15 protein-coding genes are annotated in these 14,258 nt (G+C 54.0%); 9 read left to right on the forward strand and 6 right to left on the reverse strand.

Annotated features, from left to right (window positions below; all coding sequences use genetic code 11):
* Positions 1-15: 15 nt before the first annotated feature.
* Positions 16-162 (forward strand): autotransporter outer membrane beta-barrel domain-containing protein, encoded by a 147-nt coding sequence (locus CUZ56_RS16385; protein WP_369126762.1) that lies wholly within the window; start codon positions 16-18, stop codon positions 160-162.
* A 78-nt stretch (positions 163-240) separates the two neighbouring features.
* Here the strand turns inward: CUZ56_RS16385 and CUZ56_RS13075 are convergent, their stop codons facing one another.
* Positions 241-942, reverse strand: coding sequence for an RcnB family protein (locus tag CUZ56_RS13075; RefSeq protein ID WP_126980858.1), 702 nt, complete (start codon positions 940-942; stop codon positions 241-243).
* 336 nt (positions 943-1,278) lie between these two features.
* Positions 1,279-1,689, reverse strand: coding sequence for an RcnB family protein (locus CUZ56_RS13080; RefSeq protein WP_126980859.1), 411 nt, complete (start codon positions 1,687-1,689; stop codon positions 1,279-1,281).
* 442 nt (positions 1,690-2,131) lie between these two features.
* Here CUZ56_RS13080 and CUZ56_RS13085 point away from each other — a divergent pair, with 442 nt between their 5' ends.
* From CUZ56_RS13085 to CUZ56_RS13095, 3 genes are all read left to right on the forward strand, one after another.
* The gene (locus tag CUZ56_RS13085; protein ID WP_126980860.1) at positions 2,132-3,124 is read left to right on the forward strand and encodes a bile acid:sodium symporter family protein; all 993 of its coding nucleotides are present in this window, start codon (positions 2,132-2,134) and stop codon (positions 3,122-3,124) included.
* Between the two features lie 171 nt (positions 3,125-3,295).
* Positions 3,296-4,327, forward strand: a complete 1,032-nt coding sequence (locus CUZ56_RS13090; protein WP_126980861.1) for a hypothetical protein — start codon at positions 3,296-3,298, stop codon at positions 4,325-4,327.
* Between the two features lie 112 nt (positions 4,328-4,439).
* On the forward strand, positions 4,440-5,771 hold the full coding sequence (locus CUZ56_RS13095; RefSeq protein WP_126980862.1) for a UDP-glucose dehydrogenase family protein: 1,332 nt from the start codon (positions 4,440-4,442) through the stop codon (positions 5,769-5,771).
* 331 nt (positions 5,772-6,102) lie between these two features.
* Here CUZ56_RS13095 and CUZ56_RS13100 read toward each other — a convergent pair whose 3' ends face one another.
* A complete protein-coding gene (locus CUZ56_RS13100) occupies positions 6,103-6,525 on the reverse strand; it encodes a hypothetical protein (protein WP_126980863.1) in 423 nt (140 codons plus the stop codon).
* A gap of 146 nt (positions 6,526-6,671) precedes the next feature.
* Between CUZ56_RS13100 and CUZ56_RS13105 the strand changes: the two genes are divergently transcribed.
* From CUZ56_RS13105 to CUZ56_RS13115, 3 genes are all read left to right on the forward strand, one after another.
* Positions 6,672-7,160 (forward strand): hypothetical protein, encoded by a 489-nt coding sequence (locus CUZ56_RS13105; protein ID WP_126980864.1) that lies wholly within the window; start codon positions 6,672-6,674, stop codon positions 7,158-7,160.
* A gap of 125 nt (positions 7,161-7,285) precedes the next feature.
* Positions 7,286-8,074, forward strand: a complete 789-nt coding sequence (locus CUZ56_RS13110) for a threonine/serine exporter family protein (protein WP_126980865.1) — start codon at positions 7,286-7,288, stop codon at positions 8,072-8,074.
* Positions 8,071-8,541, forward strand: a complete 471-nt coding sequence (locus CUZ56_RS13115) for a threonine/serine exporter family protein (RefSeq protein ID WP_126980866.1) — start codon at positions 8,071-8,073, stop codon at positions 8,539-8,541. Before CUZ56_RS13110 ends, CUZ56_RS13115 begins: the two co-directional genes overlap by 4 nt.
* Positions 8,542-8,597: 56 nt before the next feature.
* On the opposite strand, the gene CUZ56_RS13120 is transcribed toward CUZ56_RS13115, so the two are convergent.
* Positions 8,598-9,551, reverse strand: a complete 954-nt coding sequence (locus CUZ56_RS13120) for a toxin-antitoxin system YwqK family antitoxin (RefSeq protein WP_162615356.1) — start codon at positions 9,549-9,551, stop codon at positions 8,598-8,600.
* A gap of 302 nt (positions 9,552-9,853) precedes the next feature.
* Between CUZ56_RS13120 and CUZ56_RS13125 the strand changes: the two genes are divergently transcribed.
* Both CUZ56_RS13125 and rpoH read left to right on the forward strand, forming a co-directional pair.
* On the forward strand, positions 9,854-10,660 hold the full coding sequence (locus CUZ56_RS13125) for a DODA-type extradiol aromatic ring-opening family dioxygenase (protein WP_126980868.1): 807 nt from the start codon (positions 9,854-9,856) through the stop codon (positions 10,658-10,660).
* A gap of 409 nt (positions 10,661-11,069) precedes the next feature.
* Positions 11,070-11,999, forward strand: a complete 930-nt coding sequence (gene rpoH / locus CUZ56_RS13130) for an RNA polymerase sigma factor RpoH (RefSeq protein ID WP_126980967.1) — start codon at positions 11,070-11,072, stop codon at positions 11,997-11,999.
* Positions 12,000-12,119: 120 nt separating this feature from the next.
* Here the strand turns inward: rpoH and CUZ56_RS13135 are convergent, their stop codons facing one another.
* Positions 12,120-12,866, reverse strand: a complete 747-nt coding sequence (locus tag CUZ56_RS13135; protein ID WP_126980869.1) for an SAM-dependent methyltransferase — start codon at positions 12,864-12,866, stop codon at positions 12,120-12,122.
* A 285-nt stretch (positions 12,867-13,151) separates the two neighbouring features.
* A complete protein-coding gene (locus CUZ56_RS13140; protein ID WP_126980870.1) occupies positions 13,152-14,237 on the reverse strand; it encodes a tartrate dehydrogenase in 1,086 nt (361 codons plus the stop codon).
* Positions 14,238-14,258: the final 21 nt, after the last annotated feature.

Genomic DNA, 14,258 nt, shown 5'->3' on the forward strand with positions numbered 1-14,258 from the left:
GCACTGAGCAGTGACATCGGCAGGAACGTCGGGGAAGTCAAGATCGGGGTGCAGGGAGAGCTTACCGAGCGCCTGAGTACCTGGGGGCATATCGGGTTGCAGCATGGCAGTGAAAGCTTCAAGCGCTATGAGATCCAGCTTGGCCTGGGATGGCAGTGGTAAAACAGACCGCTTTTTAAACTGACCGAAAACACAAAGAGCCCTGATTACAGGGCTCTTTTCATAAGTGATGATGCGGCATTAATTATTCAGCAGAATGGAGGTAATGACACCTGTGGCCATCGCAATCAAAACAAAATCATTCCCGACGCGAACCCAGTGATGGTCTTGAGGAGGCTGCCTTAAACCATGTGCTCGCCAGTCCACCTGATGGGAACGGTACTGGTGCGGCAGAGGTTCACCCTGCCTGAAATGTGCCGCCGGACGGTTGGGCTGGTTGTCATGGCGCTGCGACTGAGGCTGATTTGGCCGTTGCTGCTGAGGCCTGTCATGTCCCTGACTCTGCGGACGGGATGGTTGCTGGCCATTACCAGGGTGCCCGGCCTGCGGACGCTGGTTGGAAGCGGGACCGCGGTTATCGTCCCGGCCCGGAGACTGGTTTGGCCGCTGTTGTGACTGCGGCCGATCCTGGTTCTGATTTTGCGGGCGTGATGACTGCTGCCCAGGTTGCTGACCATTGCCAGGGCGGTTTGCCTCGGGACGCTGGTTTTGTGGGCGTGACGACTGCTGCCCCGATTGCTGGCCATTGCCAGGGCGGTTCGCCTCAGGACGCTGGTTTTGTGAATTGCCGTTATTATTCTGACCCCGTCCTGGATTTTGGCTGGTATTTTGTTGTGGCCGCTCCTGGCTGCCTCTGTCCTGCGACGCGGGCTGCGCCAGTACAACCGAACTTCCCAGCATGGAAAGGGAGACTAAGGCACAGGTCAACGCTTTCATTCTCATAATCGACTCCTTGTTTATCGATTGATTCACTGATACTTTCTGAAACAGTCAAAACGAAAAATGCCATTTGTTTTGCACTACCTCTGCCCAGAACGTTGGTTCTACTTTAACAATACAGGTGTAACAATTTCATTTTCATTCTGTAAAGAAATGTAAAAATACGCACCCGCTAAAGGCAGCCAAATGGAACACCTGCATCTGTCTTGCCTGCCGCCCCCTTACTGGCCGGTAAAACTGCCGGCATCAAATAGATTGCGCCATGACACTGTGTTTTTGTGCCATGGCGCAACGCCTTACAAGGTGTTTAACCACACCGCCGGAAACAAAGAGCTGGTGTTAATTGCTCAGCAGAATGGATGTAATGATGCCGGTAGCCACTGCAATCAGCACAAAATCATCCCCAACCCGGACCCAATGATGTCCTCTGGGCGGTTGTCTCAGACCATAGCCTCTCCAGTCGTTAACCCAGTAACCGTGCCCGCGGTAATGAGGGGGCAAATATCCGCCCGGCTTGAAATGGGCTGCAGGCCTGTAGGCATGCGGCCCCCGCCCGGGATGGTATTTGTTGGGCCCGGCATGTGGCCGGTATGCTGGCCCCCCTTGATGGCGCCCGTTCTGGTACTGCCACGACGGGTAGTCCCCTTCTGGGCCGCCGCGGCGGTGAGAGTCCGGCCGCGCAGAAGCAACCTGCCCGGCCAGCATCGTCACAGCGATCAAAGAACATGCAATGCTTTTCATCTTCATCATCAATCTCCTGTTGTATTCAAATCCACTGATTTGCCCTGATTGATTCCAAGCTTGGTTGGTATGTAATGTTTAACCTTACTGTACAAGCGGTACATGAAGACTCTTTTTCCTGATAGTAAAGATATGTAAATGTCCACCCGCCTTTGCCTCAAAAACGCATCAGCGCGATGCGTTCAAATTATGAATGACATACCACAGCCCCTGTTCTGACAGGGGCATAACAGAGACATCAGCACCATGATTGGCAACAATGGCGTCTGAAAATGCGCGGCTCCCTTTTCAGCGCCAAAACCAACCGCAAGCAGGCTGTCCTTTTGCACAAACAGTCTGATCACTGTCATGAACTATTCTCATCCTGGCCCTGGGGATGAGAATTTTGTGCATAATGGCTCTGCTCCGTTTTATTATTCAAAAATTTAGATTGGTCTTCCCCCCTGCTACCATGAAACGCCCTCGCTTCCTTCCAGATAATTTTGTATTAGCCATTATCGGCATGGTCGTGCTTGCCACATTTTTACCGGCACACGGCAGCGCCGTACCTGTACTGGGATGGATGACCAACATCGCTGTGGCCCTGCTGTTCTTTTTGCATGGTGCACGGCTTTCGCGCGATGCTGTTGTTGCCGGTATTTTGCACTGGCGGCTGCATCTGGTGATTTTTCTGGCAACGTTTGCACTGTTTCCCATTCTCGGGCTGATACTCAAACCCGTTTTTGAACCCGTACTGGGCAGCACCTTGTACATGGGCATGCTGTTCATCTGTGCCCTGCCCTCCACCGTGCAGTCTTCCATTGCATTCACTTCGGTGGCACGGGGCAATATTCCGGCCGCCATTTGCGCTGCATCGTTTTCCAACCTGATCGGCATTGTGCTCACGCCGTTGCTGGTGGGCTTGCTGTTTACCGTGCAAAGCAGCGGTGAACACCCGTTTTCGCTTGATGCCATTTATAAAATCGTGCTGTTGCTGCTGGTACCCTTTGTGGCCGGGCAGATTGCGCGCCGCTGGATTGGCAACTGGGTCATCAAAAATAAATCCTGGTTGAAATATGTTGACCAGTCCTCCATTTTGCTGGTGGTATATGGCGCGTTCAGTGAAGCGGTCATGGAAGGCATCTGGCACCAGGTATCGTTCCAGACGCTGGTCTGGCTGCTGGTGGTGTGCTCGATCCTGCTGGCGCTGATCATGCTGATTCTGACTTTTGGCAGCCGTAAGCTGGGGTTTAACAAGGAAGACGAAATTGCCATCGTGTTCTGTGGCTCCAAAAAGAGCCTGGCCACAGGTGTTCCCATTGCCCAGATCCTGTTTGTCGGCCAGCCAATGGGCCTGCTTATTCTGCCCATCATGCTGTTTCATCAGATTCAACTGATGGTGTGTGCCATGCTGGCAAACCGTTATGCCAAACGCCCCGAAACAGCACCAGAACAACACGATTAATACGTGTCCCAAAATATAGGAAGTCTGCTTCAAATCAGCCAGCAGCACGACAGCCTGACCAATTCAGCCAGCCAACTCCCGCTTGCCTGAAGCAATAGGCTAAGCTGTTTTAGTCAAGCTGGTTTAAGATAGCAGCGCAGATACCTCACCCTAATCAAAGGCTTACCGATCATGCTGGTTCCGAAATACTGGGCAGAAGCCCGCGAACAGTACAAAACACCTGCCGGGCAAAAACCCCGCCGGCAAGTAACTCTGCGCCGCTTGGGCTGGTCTGACACCAGCCAGGAAGATGCGCAACGACATGCCGAGCAGCGCGTGCACGAAGCCATGCAGGAAGTGTTGTCCGGGCAGATGGAAGCGCCCGATATTCAGCGGCGTGAGCGTAAATTTGCCTACAACGGTGCAGATGGGTTGCCCATTCGGGAAGAGGTTGTGCACAAACAAGGCGAAAATGTCATTACCCGCAATGCCTACGGTGCACTGTGCCTAAATACACCGGATGTGATGTTCATCGATGTGGATATCGAGAAAAAACGTCCTGTATTTGGTTGCCTTTTTTCTTTGGCATTGTTCATGGTTTTGTGGGTTACAGTTGCCGCAATGTTCATATTTATCTGGAAGAAGTCCGTCATGGGCAGTATCGGCCTGGGATTTCTGGCCGGTATGCTTATCTCATTTGTACTCCTGGAGATGATTGAACGCATTGCCCAGTCCATTCTTTTTTCCGGTAACAAGCCTGAACAGCGTGCATTGGCACGTATAGAAGCGCTGGCGCAGACCCACCCGGACTGGCTGTTTAATGTGTACCGCACATCTGCCGGTTACCGGCTGCTGATGCTGCACCGCACATTCGACCCTGCAGATGAGGCCATATGGCAGCAAATTGAAACTGCGTTGCCCGACCCCATGTACGTGCGCATGTGTCGTCTGCAAAACTGTTTTCGCGCCCGGCTGACACCCAAGCCCTGGCGCACCGGCATCAGGCAGCACATTGAACCGCAGCGCCGCATCTGGGACATCAGCCAAGCCGGATTGCCGGCACGCCTATCATGGATTGAAAAATACGAAGACACCACGCAAAACTATGCCACCTGTCATTTTGTTAAACAGTATGGCAAAGGATTTACCGACCCGAAGGCCGAACAGGTAAGGGCCTTGCACGACGACTGGTGCAAGGTGCACAGTCAACTGCCCTTGGCCTAAATCAAAAAAGTGGCAGCGGATGCAGGTATCATTGCCTGACAGTTGACAGAGGCATTGGCTGCTATCGCAGTACAATACACTGATTGTTTTGACAAGAGAATAACGGTCCATCATGAATATCACAGTTGTAGGTACAGGTTACGTGGGGTTGGTGACAGGCGCATGTTTTGCCGAAATGGGCAACGTGGTGACCTGTGTCGATATTGACCAGGGCAAAATCGAGCGCCTGAAAAAAGGCATACTGCCCATCTATGAGCCGGGGCTGGATAGCATTGTGATCAAAAATCACGATGCGGGCCGGCTGCTGTTCACCACCCGGCTGGCCGATACCATGGACGACAACGACGTATTTTTCATTGCCGTGGGCACGCCTCCCGGTGAAGATGGCTCGGCTGACCTGCAATACGTGCTGGCGGTAGCGCGTGAAATTGGCGCGCACATGCAGCGCCCGGCCATCATTGTGGATAAATCAACCGTGCCGGTCGGCACGGCAGACAAGGTCCGTGCCGCCATTCAGGCTGAGCTGGACAAACGCGGCGCGAATATTGAATTTGATGTCGCATCCAACCCCGAATTTCTCAAGGAAGGCAAAGCGGTAGACGACTTCATGCGCCCGGACCGGGTGATTGTGGGTTGCGCAAGCGACAAGACGCGTGCGGTGATGAGCGAACTGTATGAGCCCTTCATCCGCAATCACCCGCGCCTGTTTTTCATGGGGGTGCGCGATGCCGAAATGACCAAATACGCCGCCAACGCCATGCTGGCAACCAAAATTTCGTTCATGAACGAAATTGCCACGCTGTGCGAAAAACTCGATGTCGATGTGGAGCAGGTGCGCCTGGGCATTGGCAGTGACCAGCGCATTGGCTACCACTTCATCTACCCGGGCTGCGGTTATGGCGGCTCATGCTTCCCGAAAGATGTGAAGGCCCTGATCCGCATGGCACACGAGCAGGCATTTGAGCCTAAAGTGCTGCAGGCGGTAGAAGACCGCAACGACCAGCAAAAAGAGGTACTGTTCAAAAAAATCACCCAGCACTTTGGCACCAGCCTCCAGGGCAAAACCTTTGCCGTGTGGGGCCTGGCGTTCAAGCCCGAAACCGACGACATGCGTGAAGCATCAAGCAAGGTGCTGATCAGCGCGCTGCTGCAAGCCGGCGCCAAGGTGCAGGCATTTGACCCGGTGGCACACGAAGTGGCCAAACACGAATTACCTGCCCCCGCTTTGCAAAGCGGTCAGCTTTCACTGGCAGACAATCAGTATGCCGCACTGGAACAGGCCGATGCGCTGGTGCTGGTGACCGAATGGAAACCGTTCCGCCACCCGGACTTTGCCCTGATCAAAAAACTGCTGCGCCAGCCGGTGGTGTTTGACGGCCGCAACCAGTACAACCCCAAAGCCATGCGTGAAGCCGGCTTTACCTATAGCGGTATTGGCCGCTGACAATGAAAATGCACTGGCATCACAACCATGTGACCCAGTGCATTGAATTGATAAGTGCACGTCAGAAATAACGCGCTTGATGAAAACTCAGGTGCGTTATTTCTTTTTCATGAACTGCCACAAGAGCGCACTGATGATGACGACCACTGCAACGCGCGCCAATATATCAATGATTGAATAAGTTGCCATATTTTCCCCGTTGTTCATATCCGGCTGTCACTTGTTACTGGCCACATGGTTCTATGTCCAGCTATGCACAGCCCTGTCAGGTTGATACTATACACCGCTCGGGCCATTAGCGCCAATAACGGCCTGCAACACCGGAAACTGGCTAACCCTCATTCATCAGCGATAGCCTTCGCCCATAACGGTCATCGTACAGGTAATACAAAATACCGCCATGCAGCCTGGCGGCGGTTAATGCTGAGGGCATGATGCCGGCATCGAAATGAGGCGGTTGCGCAACAATACGCCAGCGCGTATGCAGATCTTTGTGCATAGTGGCCGGGTTTTCTTCAGGCTGCATGGTCAGCGGGCTGATATGGTCACACTGAATCACCTGACACCCGTGCTCGGCCAGCGCATGCGATAAAAAGCCAAGTGTGTCATCCCACATCTGCTCCCAATAATCCCACTCATCTGCCCAGGCAGCCTGAGCATACTTCGTTTTCCATTGCGGCAGCAATACATCATAGGATAGCCCCAGGTACAATACCAGCGGTTGCGAATAGCTTAATGCAATCTTGACCATCATCACTTGTTGTGCAAAGATACAAATAGAACATTATGTACCGGGAGAATAAACAGCACAACGCCGTGCAGCCCCCGGAATCCATTTATAAAACCCGCTTCAGTCGCCTTTCAAAGGCTTTTCTCTTACGACGGTGCACACATCTTTTTATGAAACCTTTTTCACCGCAACGGCTTAACGGCTTTTTACATGCCATCGCATTGATAAATGAAGAAGTCCCATTGGCTTTCAGTTTTTCCATCGAAAAGCTGCCTGACCGGGGCGGGCTGATGCAGGATGTAACCGCCTATTATCAGGCCGATACAGAAGCGTACCTGAAAGAAAACTGCAAACCTGTACCACCTGATCAGTGGCACATCACGCTGAAACCTCAGCCTGCAGCACCACATATTTCACTGAAACAACCGCTTCTGGGCTGGTTTTTTCATACACAGGCATCCGAAGTCCTAACGCAAAGAACCAAAGATACCCTGATTGCCGCATTCTTTTCCGAACTGGAAAGCCTCTCTATTGCAGGTGTGGCCTATGAAATTCTGGCTATACCTCCGCAAGGGGTCTACTACGCAGCCCACTGGCAGGACTTTGCCCTGCCGACCAAAGAAGGTAACTGGCTGCTGCATCTGGCTGTTGACGACTGAACCAAGATTGCATCAGAACATGCTGGCCAATTACCAGTGCGGTCAGCATTCCATCTATAATGGCAGCTATGAAGCACAACCGCAGTGTTTGACGCCGCGATCAGTTTGTTGTCTGTTCAATCACCATGAGCGAAACCCCTACCCAAAACCAGTCTGAAAAACAGCGGATCATTACACGCTCGTGTGCGCTGTGTGCCCAGTTGCTGTTGCAGCATGGTGCTGAAACCGCACTGGTGGACGAACTGTCCACCCGGCTGGGGCTGGCGCTGGGCATGGACAGTGTGGAGAGTTCCATTTCCTCCAATGCGATTGTACTGACCACCATTTACAACAAATACTGCCTGACCACCGCACGTAAAAGCATGGACCGGGGCATTAACATGCAGGTGGTATCAGAAGTGCAGCGCATTGTGCTGGCCGCCGAGCAGCAAGCGCTGGATTATGAACAGGTACAGCAGATGCTGCACAACATTCCCCAGGTGCGCCACCCCAACTGGCTGGTGGTGTTGATGGTGGGGCTGGGGTGCGCCTGTTTCTGCCGCCTGGCCGGTGGCAGCCTGGGTGCCTGTATGCTGACTTTTGTGGTTGCCTATATTGCCATGTTCATACGCCAGCGCATGGCGATTTGGCATGTGCACCCGATGATCAACGCATGCATTACCGCTTTTTCCGCCACGCTGACCTGCGGACTGATCATGCGCTTTATTCCTGTGGCGACCCCTTCGATTGCCATGGCATCATCCATCCTGTTGCTGGTGCCGGGCTTTCCGCTGATCAACGCCGTGTCTGACGTGTTCAAAGGCCACGTCAATACAGGCATTGCCCGCTGGGTGATTGCCAGCATGCTGGCACTGACGACCTGCATCGGCATTGTGATGGCCATGTCACTACTGGGGATAGAGCAATGGCAATGAACCTGCTTCTGATACTGCAAAGTATGGTGCTGGCAGCCATTGCGGCAGTGGGTTTTGCCATGGTGTTCAACGTGCCGGCCCGTTACCTGAAATACTGCGCCATTCTGGGCGCGGTGGGCAATGGCCTGCGCACCATTTTTACCTTGTGCGGCCTGAGTATCGAGTGGGCCACACTGCTGGCGGCACTGGCGGTAGGCGCGTTATCGATCATCATGGCGTACAAACATGCCCTGCACCCGAAAGTCATCAGCGTGGCGGCCGTCATTCCCATGTGCCCCGGCGTCAGTGCCTATACCGCCATGATTGCACTGATCAAACTCTCGCAACTGGGCTATACGCCTGAGCTGATGGATCAACTGGTCACCAACTTTCTGCGTGCTTCATTCATTGTCGGCTCGCTGTCACTGGGGCTTGCGCTGCCCAGCGTCTGGATATACCGCCGCAAAATGCGGGCCAAGGCCCGCTGATGCAATGACATGCTGCTGCGCGTAGCGGCAAGCACATCCATCTGATGAACGCATCATCATTGTGGCCCAGGCTCGCCATAGTCATGCGTGTGGATGAGATCCCCGTACACACTCCACTCCTGCCATAAACCGGACCGCTCTCCCTGGGTGTAGTGCCCTTCTACTTTTTTCTGGCCATTGTCATGCCATTGCGTGTAAACGCCTTGTGAAACGTCGTCAACATACGTTAACTTGGATTCGATCTGCCCATTGCGGTACCAGTGCAGCCAGTTGCCCTGCTTCGCCCCTTGCCGGTACTGCCCCTCCAGGCATATGCGACCATCTTCGTACCACTGGTTCAGTCGCCCATCCAACTGCCCGCGCTGGTACTGTGCAAGTAGCTTCATCTGGCCGTTTTCATACCACTCCGTCCATGTGCCATGCGGCAGGTCTTCGGCATATGTCACTTCACGAAATACCTGCCCGTTTTCAAACCAGTATGTCCACTGACCATGTTTCTGGCCGCCTTCATAGAAGGCCCGCAGCATTTTGGAGCCATCCTCACGCCAGTATGTCCATGCCCCCTGTTGCAGCCCGTTCTGGTACTGCCCTTCCACCCGCTTCAGCAGGCTGATATACCAGCCGACATAAGGGCCGGTAATCTCTCTGCCCTGCAACTCAAAATCCGGGTCAACCACCTGCTCCAGATTCATCAGCACATACGGGTCGGTATATTGTGTCTGGCCAATCCGGTAAAAATCCTGCACCAGATAAAACCCTTCAGGCGTCACCCCCCGAAACAGGCGATACAACCGTGTACCCCAACTGTTACGACCCTCGGCAACCAGGTCTCCCACATTCCACACCGGCCTGGCCACCGCAGGTTCGGTTACCCCTCCGGTTTGCTGTGACTGTGGCTGCGCACCGACATGCATGCCAGTACCCCAGATTACCGCACCAATCAGCCATACCAGCATGCGCGTCGTATTTTTCTCCATTCTCATCCGTTGCTCATCCGTTACTGCTTCCATGCCCGGTTTGCTCTCAAGCTGCCTCCAGCAGCTTGGCCTGTGCCTGATTCTCCAGGTACCGCGCGTGAATCGTTGCCATACCTGCCATACCCAAACAACACCATCTGTCGCCAGTGTTATTGTAGCCCCCTGACTCATCCCTGATCAGTATGCCGGCCTATATAAGCGCCTCAGAGCGCAGGACCCTTGAAAAAGTGCCTGCTTCCCCCGATATAACAGCTTGATCAGGTGTACAGATCCAAATCTACGATAAACTGTCAGGGCGTATTAACACGCCCTCGTCTGTACCAGCAAAGGCCATTATGAAAACGACTTTCCCCACGCTGTTTGTTTCCCACGGTTCTCCGATGTGGGCCGTTGAGCCAGGCCCGATTGCCCCGGCTCTGCGTCAACTGGTCAGCCCCTGGCCAAAGCCGCGCGCCATTGTGGTCATATCAGCCCACTGGATGAGCCGCACGCCCCAGCTCAGTACCGCGCAGCAGCCCGAAACCGTTTATGACTTTTACGGCTTCCCCTCTGTACTGTACACCCTGCAATATCCGGCCAAAGGGCCTGATGATGAAACGGTGCAGTTGATTATGGACAGCGTGCAGCCCACCATCCTTCACAGCATGGCCAATAACCCGCAGCGTGGCCTGGACCATGGCGCCTGGGTGCCGTTGCGCCATATGTATCCGGATGCAGATGTGCCTGTGGCAGAGATTTCAATGTATCCATCCATGTCGCCGGCAGAACAATACCAGTTCGGACAGGCGCTGAACCAGTTGCGTCACCAGGGCGTTTTGGTCATTGGCTCAGGCAGCCTGACACATAACCTGCATGAAATGCAGCCCGATGGTGCCCCCGTCCCGGTTTATGTGCAGGAGTTTCGCAGTTGGGTGTCAGAACATCTGGCACAAGGCGACCTTGAAAGCATGCTGCATTACCGTGAGCTCTCGCCTGCAGGTGCACGCGCCCATCCCACGCCCGACCACCTGATGCCGCTGTTTGTAGCCATGGGGGCCGGCAGCGATGCCCTGTCAGAAGTGAAATACATCGAAGGCCAGACCACCAACGGCGTCATCAACATGGATGCCTATATGTTCGGAGCAGCCCCGGTGGTTCAATAGTGTTATATACCCTGTTCGCCGGTTCAAAACCGGGGAACAGGGCCCGCATCCTGCTGTCCGCCGAAAGTTTTTCCCTTATCCACGGGTCATTCTGCTTCAATAGACCCCGGTTATCTCTGGATCATCGATGCTTTTCCTTTGGCAAACAGGCATTACCTGTAATACTAAAGGGATCACATTGATATTTTTGAACATTGCATTGAACTTTTTCCCGATTGATTTACTCTACATTGGGTAGGAATCGTTGGCAGCATCCCATTTCTGATGAAAACGGATGACTCCCCCACACGGATAAGGGTATGTTGCACACGTTTAGCACTCTCAACCAGAGAGTGCTAATATCCTGATCAGGAAAGGAGTGTTACTGATGACACGTAAAGGTATGCTCGTCCCTCAAAATGACAGCGTCATGGCCGGCAAAAAAACAAACAATGCAGTCGCCGTGGCTAATTCCTGGGCGGTAATCCCGTCCCTGGGAAATCTGGATGCCTATATCACGGCAGTGAATAACCTGCCCTTGCTGACAGAAGAAGAAGAAAACCGCTATGCCCGCGCTTACCGCGAGCATAACGACCTGGATGCTGCCGGAAAACTGGTGCTTTCTCACCTGCGCCTGGTGGTATCGGTCGCACGGCAATACCTCGGTTATGGTTTGCCACATGCAGACCTGATACAGGAAGGCAATGTTGGCCTGATGAAAGCGGTCAAACGTTTTGACCCGACCCAGGGGGTGCGCCTGGTCAGCTATGCGCTGCACTGGATCAAAGCGGAAATTCACGAATACATTTTGAAAAACTGGCGCTTGGTCAAAGTGGCTACTACCAAGGCACAGCGCAAACTGTTCTTCAATCTGCGCTCAATGCGCAACAGCATGAAGGACGGTGAAGACAATGACATGCACCGCACCACGCTGACGCCAGGCGAAGTCACACAAATGGCGCAGCAGCTTAAGGTCAAACCTGAAGAAGTGCTGGAAATGGAAACCCGCCTGGCTGGCGGAGAAATTGCTCTGGAAGCCCCGGTAGATGATCAGGAAGAACATTTCGCCCCGATCACCTATCTGGCTGACGAAAAGAGCGAACCCACCCGTATGCTGGAAGCGCGCAACCATGACCGCCTGCTCAGCGAAGGCATCGGGCAGGCCCTGGAAAGCCTGGATGCACGCAGCCGCCGTATTGTTGAAGAGCGCTGGCTCAAGGTCAACGATGATGGCAGCGGTGGCATGACGCTGCAGGAACTGGCACACGAATATGGTGTCAGCGCTGAGCGGATCCGTCAGATTGAGAGTGCCGCAATGAAAAAGATGCGCTCTGCCTTGCAGGAGGCGCAATACGCATAACGCACAGGCTTCACAGAGAGCGAGCCTATAAATAACTACTGACACATTTGGCAATTTAAAACGGACATGCTCCTCACGGGACATGTCCGCTTTTGTTTTGGTGCCAGAAACAACCTTACATCACCGTGCCATCAGTGCGAACACGCCCCATCCAAGGTATTCACGCGTATACGCAGCATAGCGTTTGGGTTCCTGGGTCAGCGTAGCTCGAACCTCTTGTGCAAAGTCATCGTCGGCATTCGCCTCGAGCCAGCGGCGCATGGTGAGCCACTTGGCCGCCTCGTACCTGTCCCAGCCCTCCTGGTCAGCCAGAACCATCTCTACAACGTCATAGCCAAGGTCACCGAAAGACGCAACAAGCTCAGGAAGAATGAGAAAGTCGGCAACAGAATTGGCAGAGCATCCCCTGACAATATCTTCCGTCGGCGGCAACTGCCGCCAGTAAGGCTCGCCAATGAGGATGATTCCATTGGGGCGAAGACTCTTCTCCAAAAGCGCAATGGTGCCGGCAACGCCGCCACCAATCCACGTGGCACCGACACAGGCAGCCACACCTACCTTTTTGTCTGTAACGTAACCGGCAGCATCACCATGGATGAACTCAACCCGATCAGCCACCCCGAGTTCTTCAGCGCGGAGTTTGGCCTGCTCGCTGAACAACTGGCTCATGTCAACGCCAACACCCGTGATGCCGTAATCGCGTGCCCAGGTGCACAGCATCTCGCCCGAACCACTGCCAAGGTCAAGCACTCGGGTCTCTGGCTCCAGGCGCAACACAGCGCCAAGAGTGGCATACTTTTCTGGTGTGAACGGGTTATGAATGCGGTGGGCGCTTTCTGAAATATTAAAAATACGCGGGATATCCAATGCTGAAATTCCTTTGACTAGCTGATGTAATAACCAGAATGTACCCTTTGAGACTGTAAACAGTTAAGGGTTTTAAACACCACGACAGTATAAACGCTCTCACCTCACTGTCAGAAACCTCATCGCACAGCATTCCCGGCACACCGCTTTCCATTGTCTTCTACCGCATCATCTTGTCGCTTTTTGTGCACACCGCCACAACAATCCTCATCCGGTTCAATACCGCCGTCAAAACCGCACAGGCCTACAGCGCCGGATAAAAGATGTGCATTTGCCTGATTTTTATCAGGCTGCCACAATTTTGGCAATCGCCTGCCCAACATCTGTCGTCGTGGCCAAGCCGCCCAAGTCCGGCGTACGCGGCCCCGCGGCCAGCACCTGCTCAATGGCCTGCATGATCGCATCGTGTGCCGCACGCCCTGCACCCTGACTGTGAGTGAGAAAGTCCAGCATCAGTGCGCCAGACCAGATCATGGCGACCGGATTGGCAATGCCCTTGCCATAAATATCAGGTGCAGAACCATGCACCGGCTCAAACAGCGACGGAAACTGCCGCTCAGGGTTGAGATTGGCCGAAGGCGCCAGCCCGATGGTGCCCGTGGTCGCCGGCCCCAGATCAGACAGAATATCACCGAACAGGTTGGAAGCCACCACCACATCAAAACGGTTGGGCTGCAACACAAAGCGGGCACTCAGAATATCAATATGCTGCTTGTCAACCGTTACCTGCGGATACTCGGTTCCCACAGCCTGCGCACGGGCGTCCCACCAGGGCATGCTGATGGCAATGCCATTGCTTTTGGTCGCAACCGTCAGGTGCTTGCGCGCCCTGGACTGGGCCAGCTCAAAAGCAAACCGCAACACACGGTCAGTACCAAAGCGCGAAAAAATCGACTGCTGCATGACCACCTCACGCTCAGTCCCGGCATACATCACGCCACCCACTGACGAATACTCGCCCTCCGTATTTTCACGCACCACCACGTAATCAATATCGCCCGGTTTGCGGCCGCTGAGCGGACACGGCACCCCTTCGAACAGACGAACCGGGCGCAGGTTGATGTACTGGTCAAACTCACGGCGGAATTTCAGCAAAGACCCCCACAGCGATACATGGTCCGGTACCGTGGCCGGCCAGCCGGCCGCGCCAAAATACAGCGCATCCATTCCCTGCAGTTGCGCCTTCCAGTCATCCGGCATCATCTGCCCGGTTTGTGCATAGTAATCACAACTGGCCCAATCAACCGTGTGAAACTCCAGCGACAGGCCAAACTTACCGGCAGCCGCCTGCACCACCCGCAGCCCTTCGGGCATCACTTCCTTGCCAATGCCATCACCGGGAATCACCGCAATATGATATGTCTGACTCATCACCACTCCCTTGAAACAAAA

It is taken from the genome of Saezia sanguinis (assembly GCF_003991585.1).
GTDB classification, from domain to species: Bacteria; Pseudomonadota; Gammaproteobacteria; order Burkholderiales; family Burkholderiaceae_C; genus Saezia; species Saezia sanguinis.

What these genes read in the sequence shown, in the direction of transcription:
- CUZ56_RS13115 (WP_126980866.1), top strand. Translation starts at nt 8,071, where the DNA reads ATGAACCTGCTTCTGATACTGCAAAGTATGGTGCTGGCAGCCATTGCG.
- CUZ56_RS13075 (WP_126980858.1), bottom strand. Translation starts at nt 942, where the DNA reads ATGAGAATGAAAGCGTTGACCTGTGCCTTAGTCTCCCTTTCCATGCTG.
- CUZ56_RS13085 (WP_126980860.1), top strand. Translation starts at nt 2,132, where the DNA reads ATGAAACGCCCTCGCTTCCTTCCAGATAATTTTGTATTAGCCATTATC.
- rpoH (WP_126980967.1), top strand. Translation starts at nt 11,070, where the DNA reads ATGGCCGGCAAAAAAACAAACAATGCAGTCGCCGTGGCTAATTCCTGG.
- CUZ56_RS13125 (WP_126980868.1), top strand. Translation starts at nt 9,854, where the DNA reads ATGAAAACGACTTTCCCCACGCTGTTTGTTTCCCACGGTTCTCCGATG.
- CUZ56_RS13120 (WP_162615356.1), bottom strand. Translation starts at nt 9,551, where the DNA reads ATGGAAGCAGTAACGGATGAGCAACGGATGAGAATGGAGAAAAATACG.
- CUZ56_RS13105 (WP_126980864.1), top strand. Translation starts at nt 6,672, where the DNA reads ATGAAACCTTTTTCACCGCAACGGCTTAACGGCTTTTTACATGCCATC.
- CUZ56_RS13095 (WP_126980862.1), top strand. Translation starts at nt 4,440, where the DNA reads ATGAATATCACAGTTGTAGGTACAGGTTACGTGGGGTTGGTGACAGGC.
- CUZ56_RS13080 (WP_126980859.1), bottom strand. Translation starts at nt 1,689, where the DNA reads ATGATGAAGATGAAAAGCATTGCATGTTCTTTGATCGCTGTGACGATG.
- CUZ56_RS13110 (WP_126980865.1), top strand. Translation starts at nt 7,286, where the DNA reads ATGAGCGAAACCCCTACCCAAAACCAGTCTGAAAAACAGCGGATCATT.
- CUZ56_RS13090 (WP_126980861.1), top strand. Translation starts at nt 3,296, where the DNA reads ATGCTGGTTCCGAAATACTGGGCAGAAGCCCGCGAACAGTACAAAACA.
- CUZ56_RS13100 (WP_126980863.1), bottom strand. Translation starts at nt 6,525, where the DNA reads ATGATGGTCAAGATTGCATTAAGCTATTCGCAACCGCTGGTATTGTAC.
- CUZ56_RS13140 (WP_126980870.1), bottom strand. Translation starts at nt 14,237, where the DNA reads ATGAGTCAGACATATCATATTGCGGTGATTCCCGGTGATGGCATTGGC.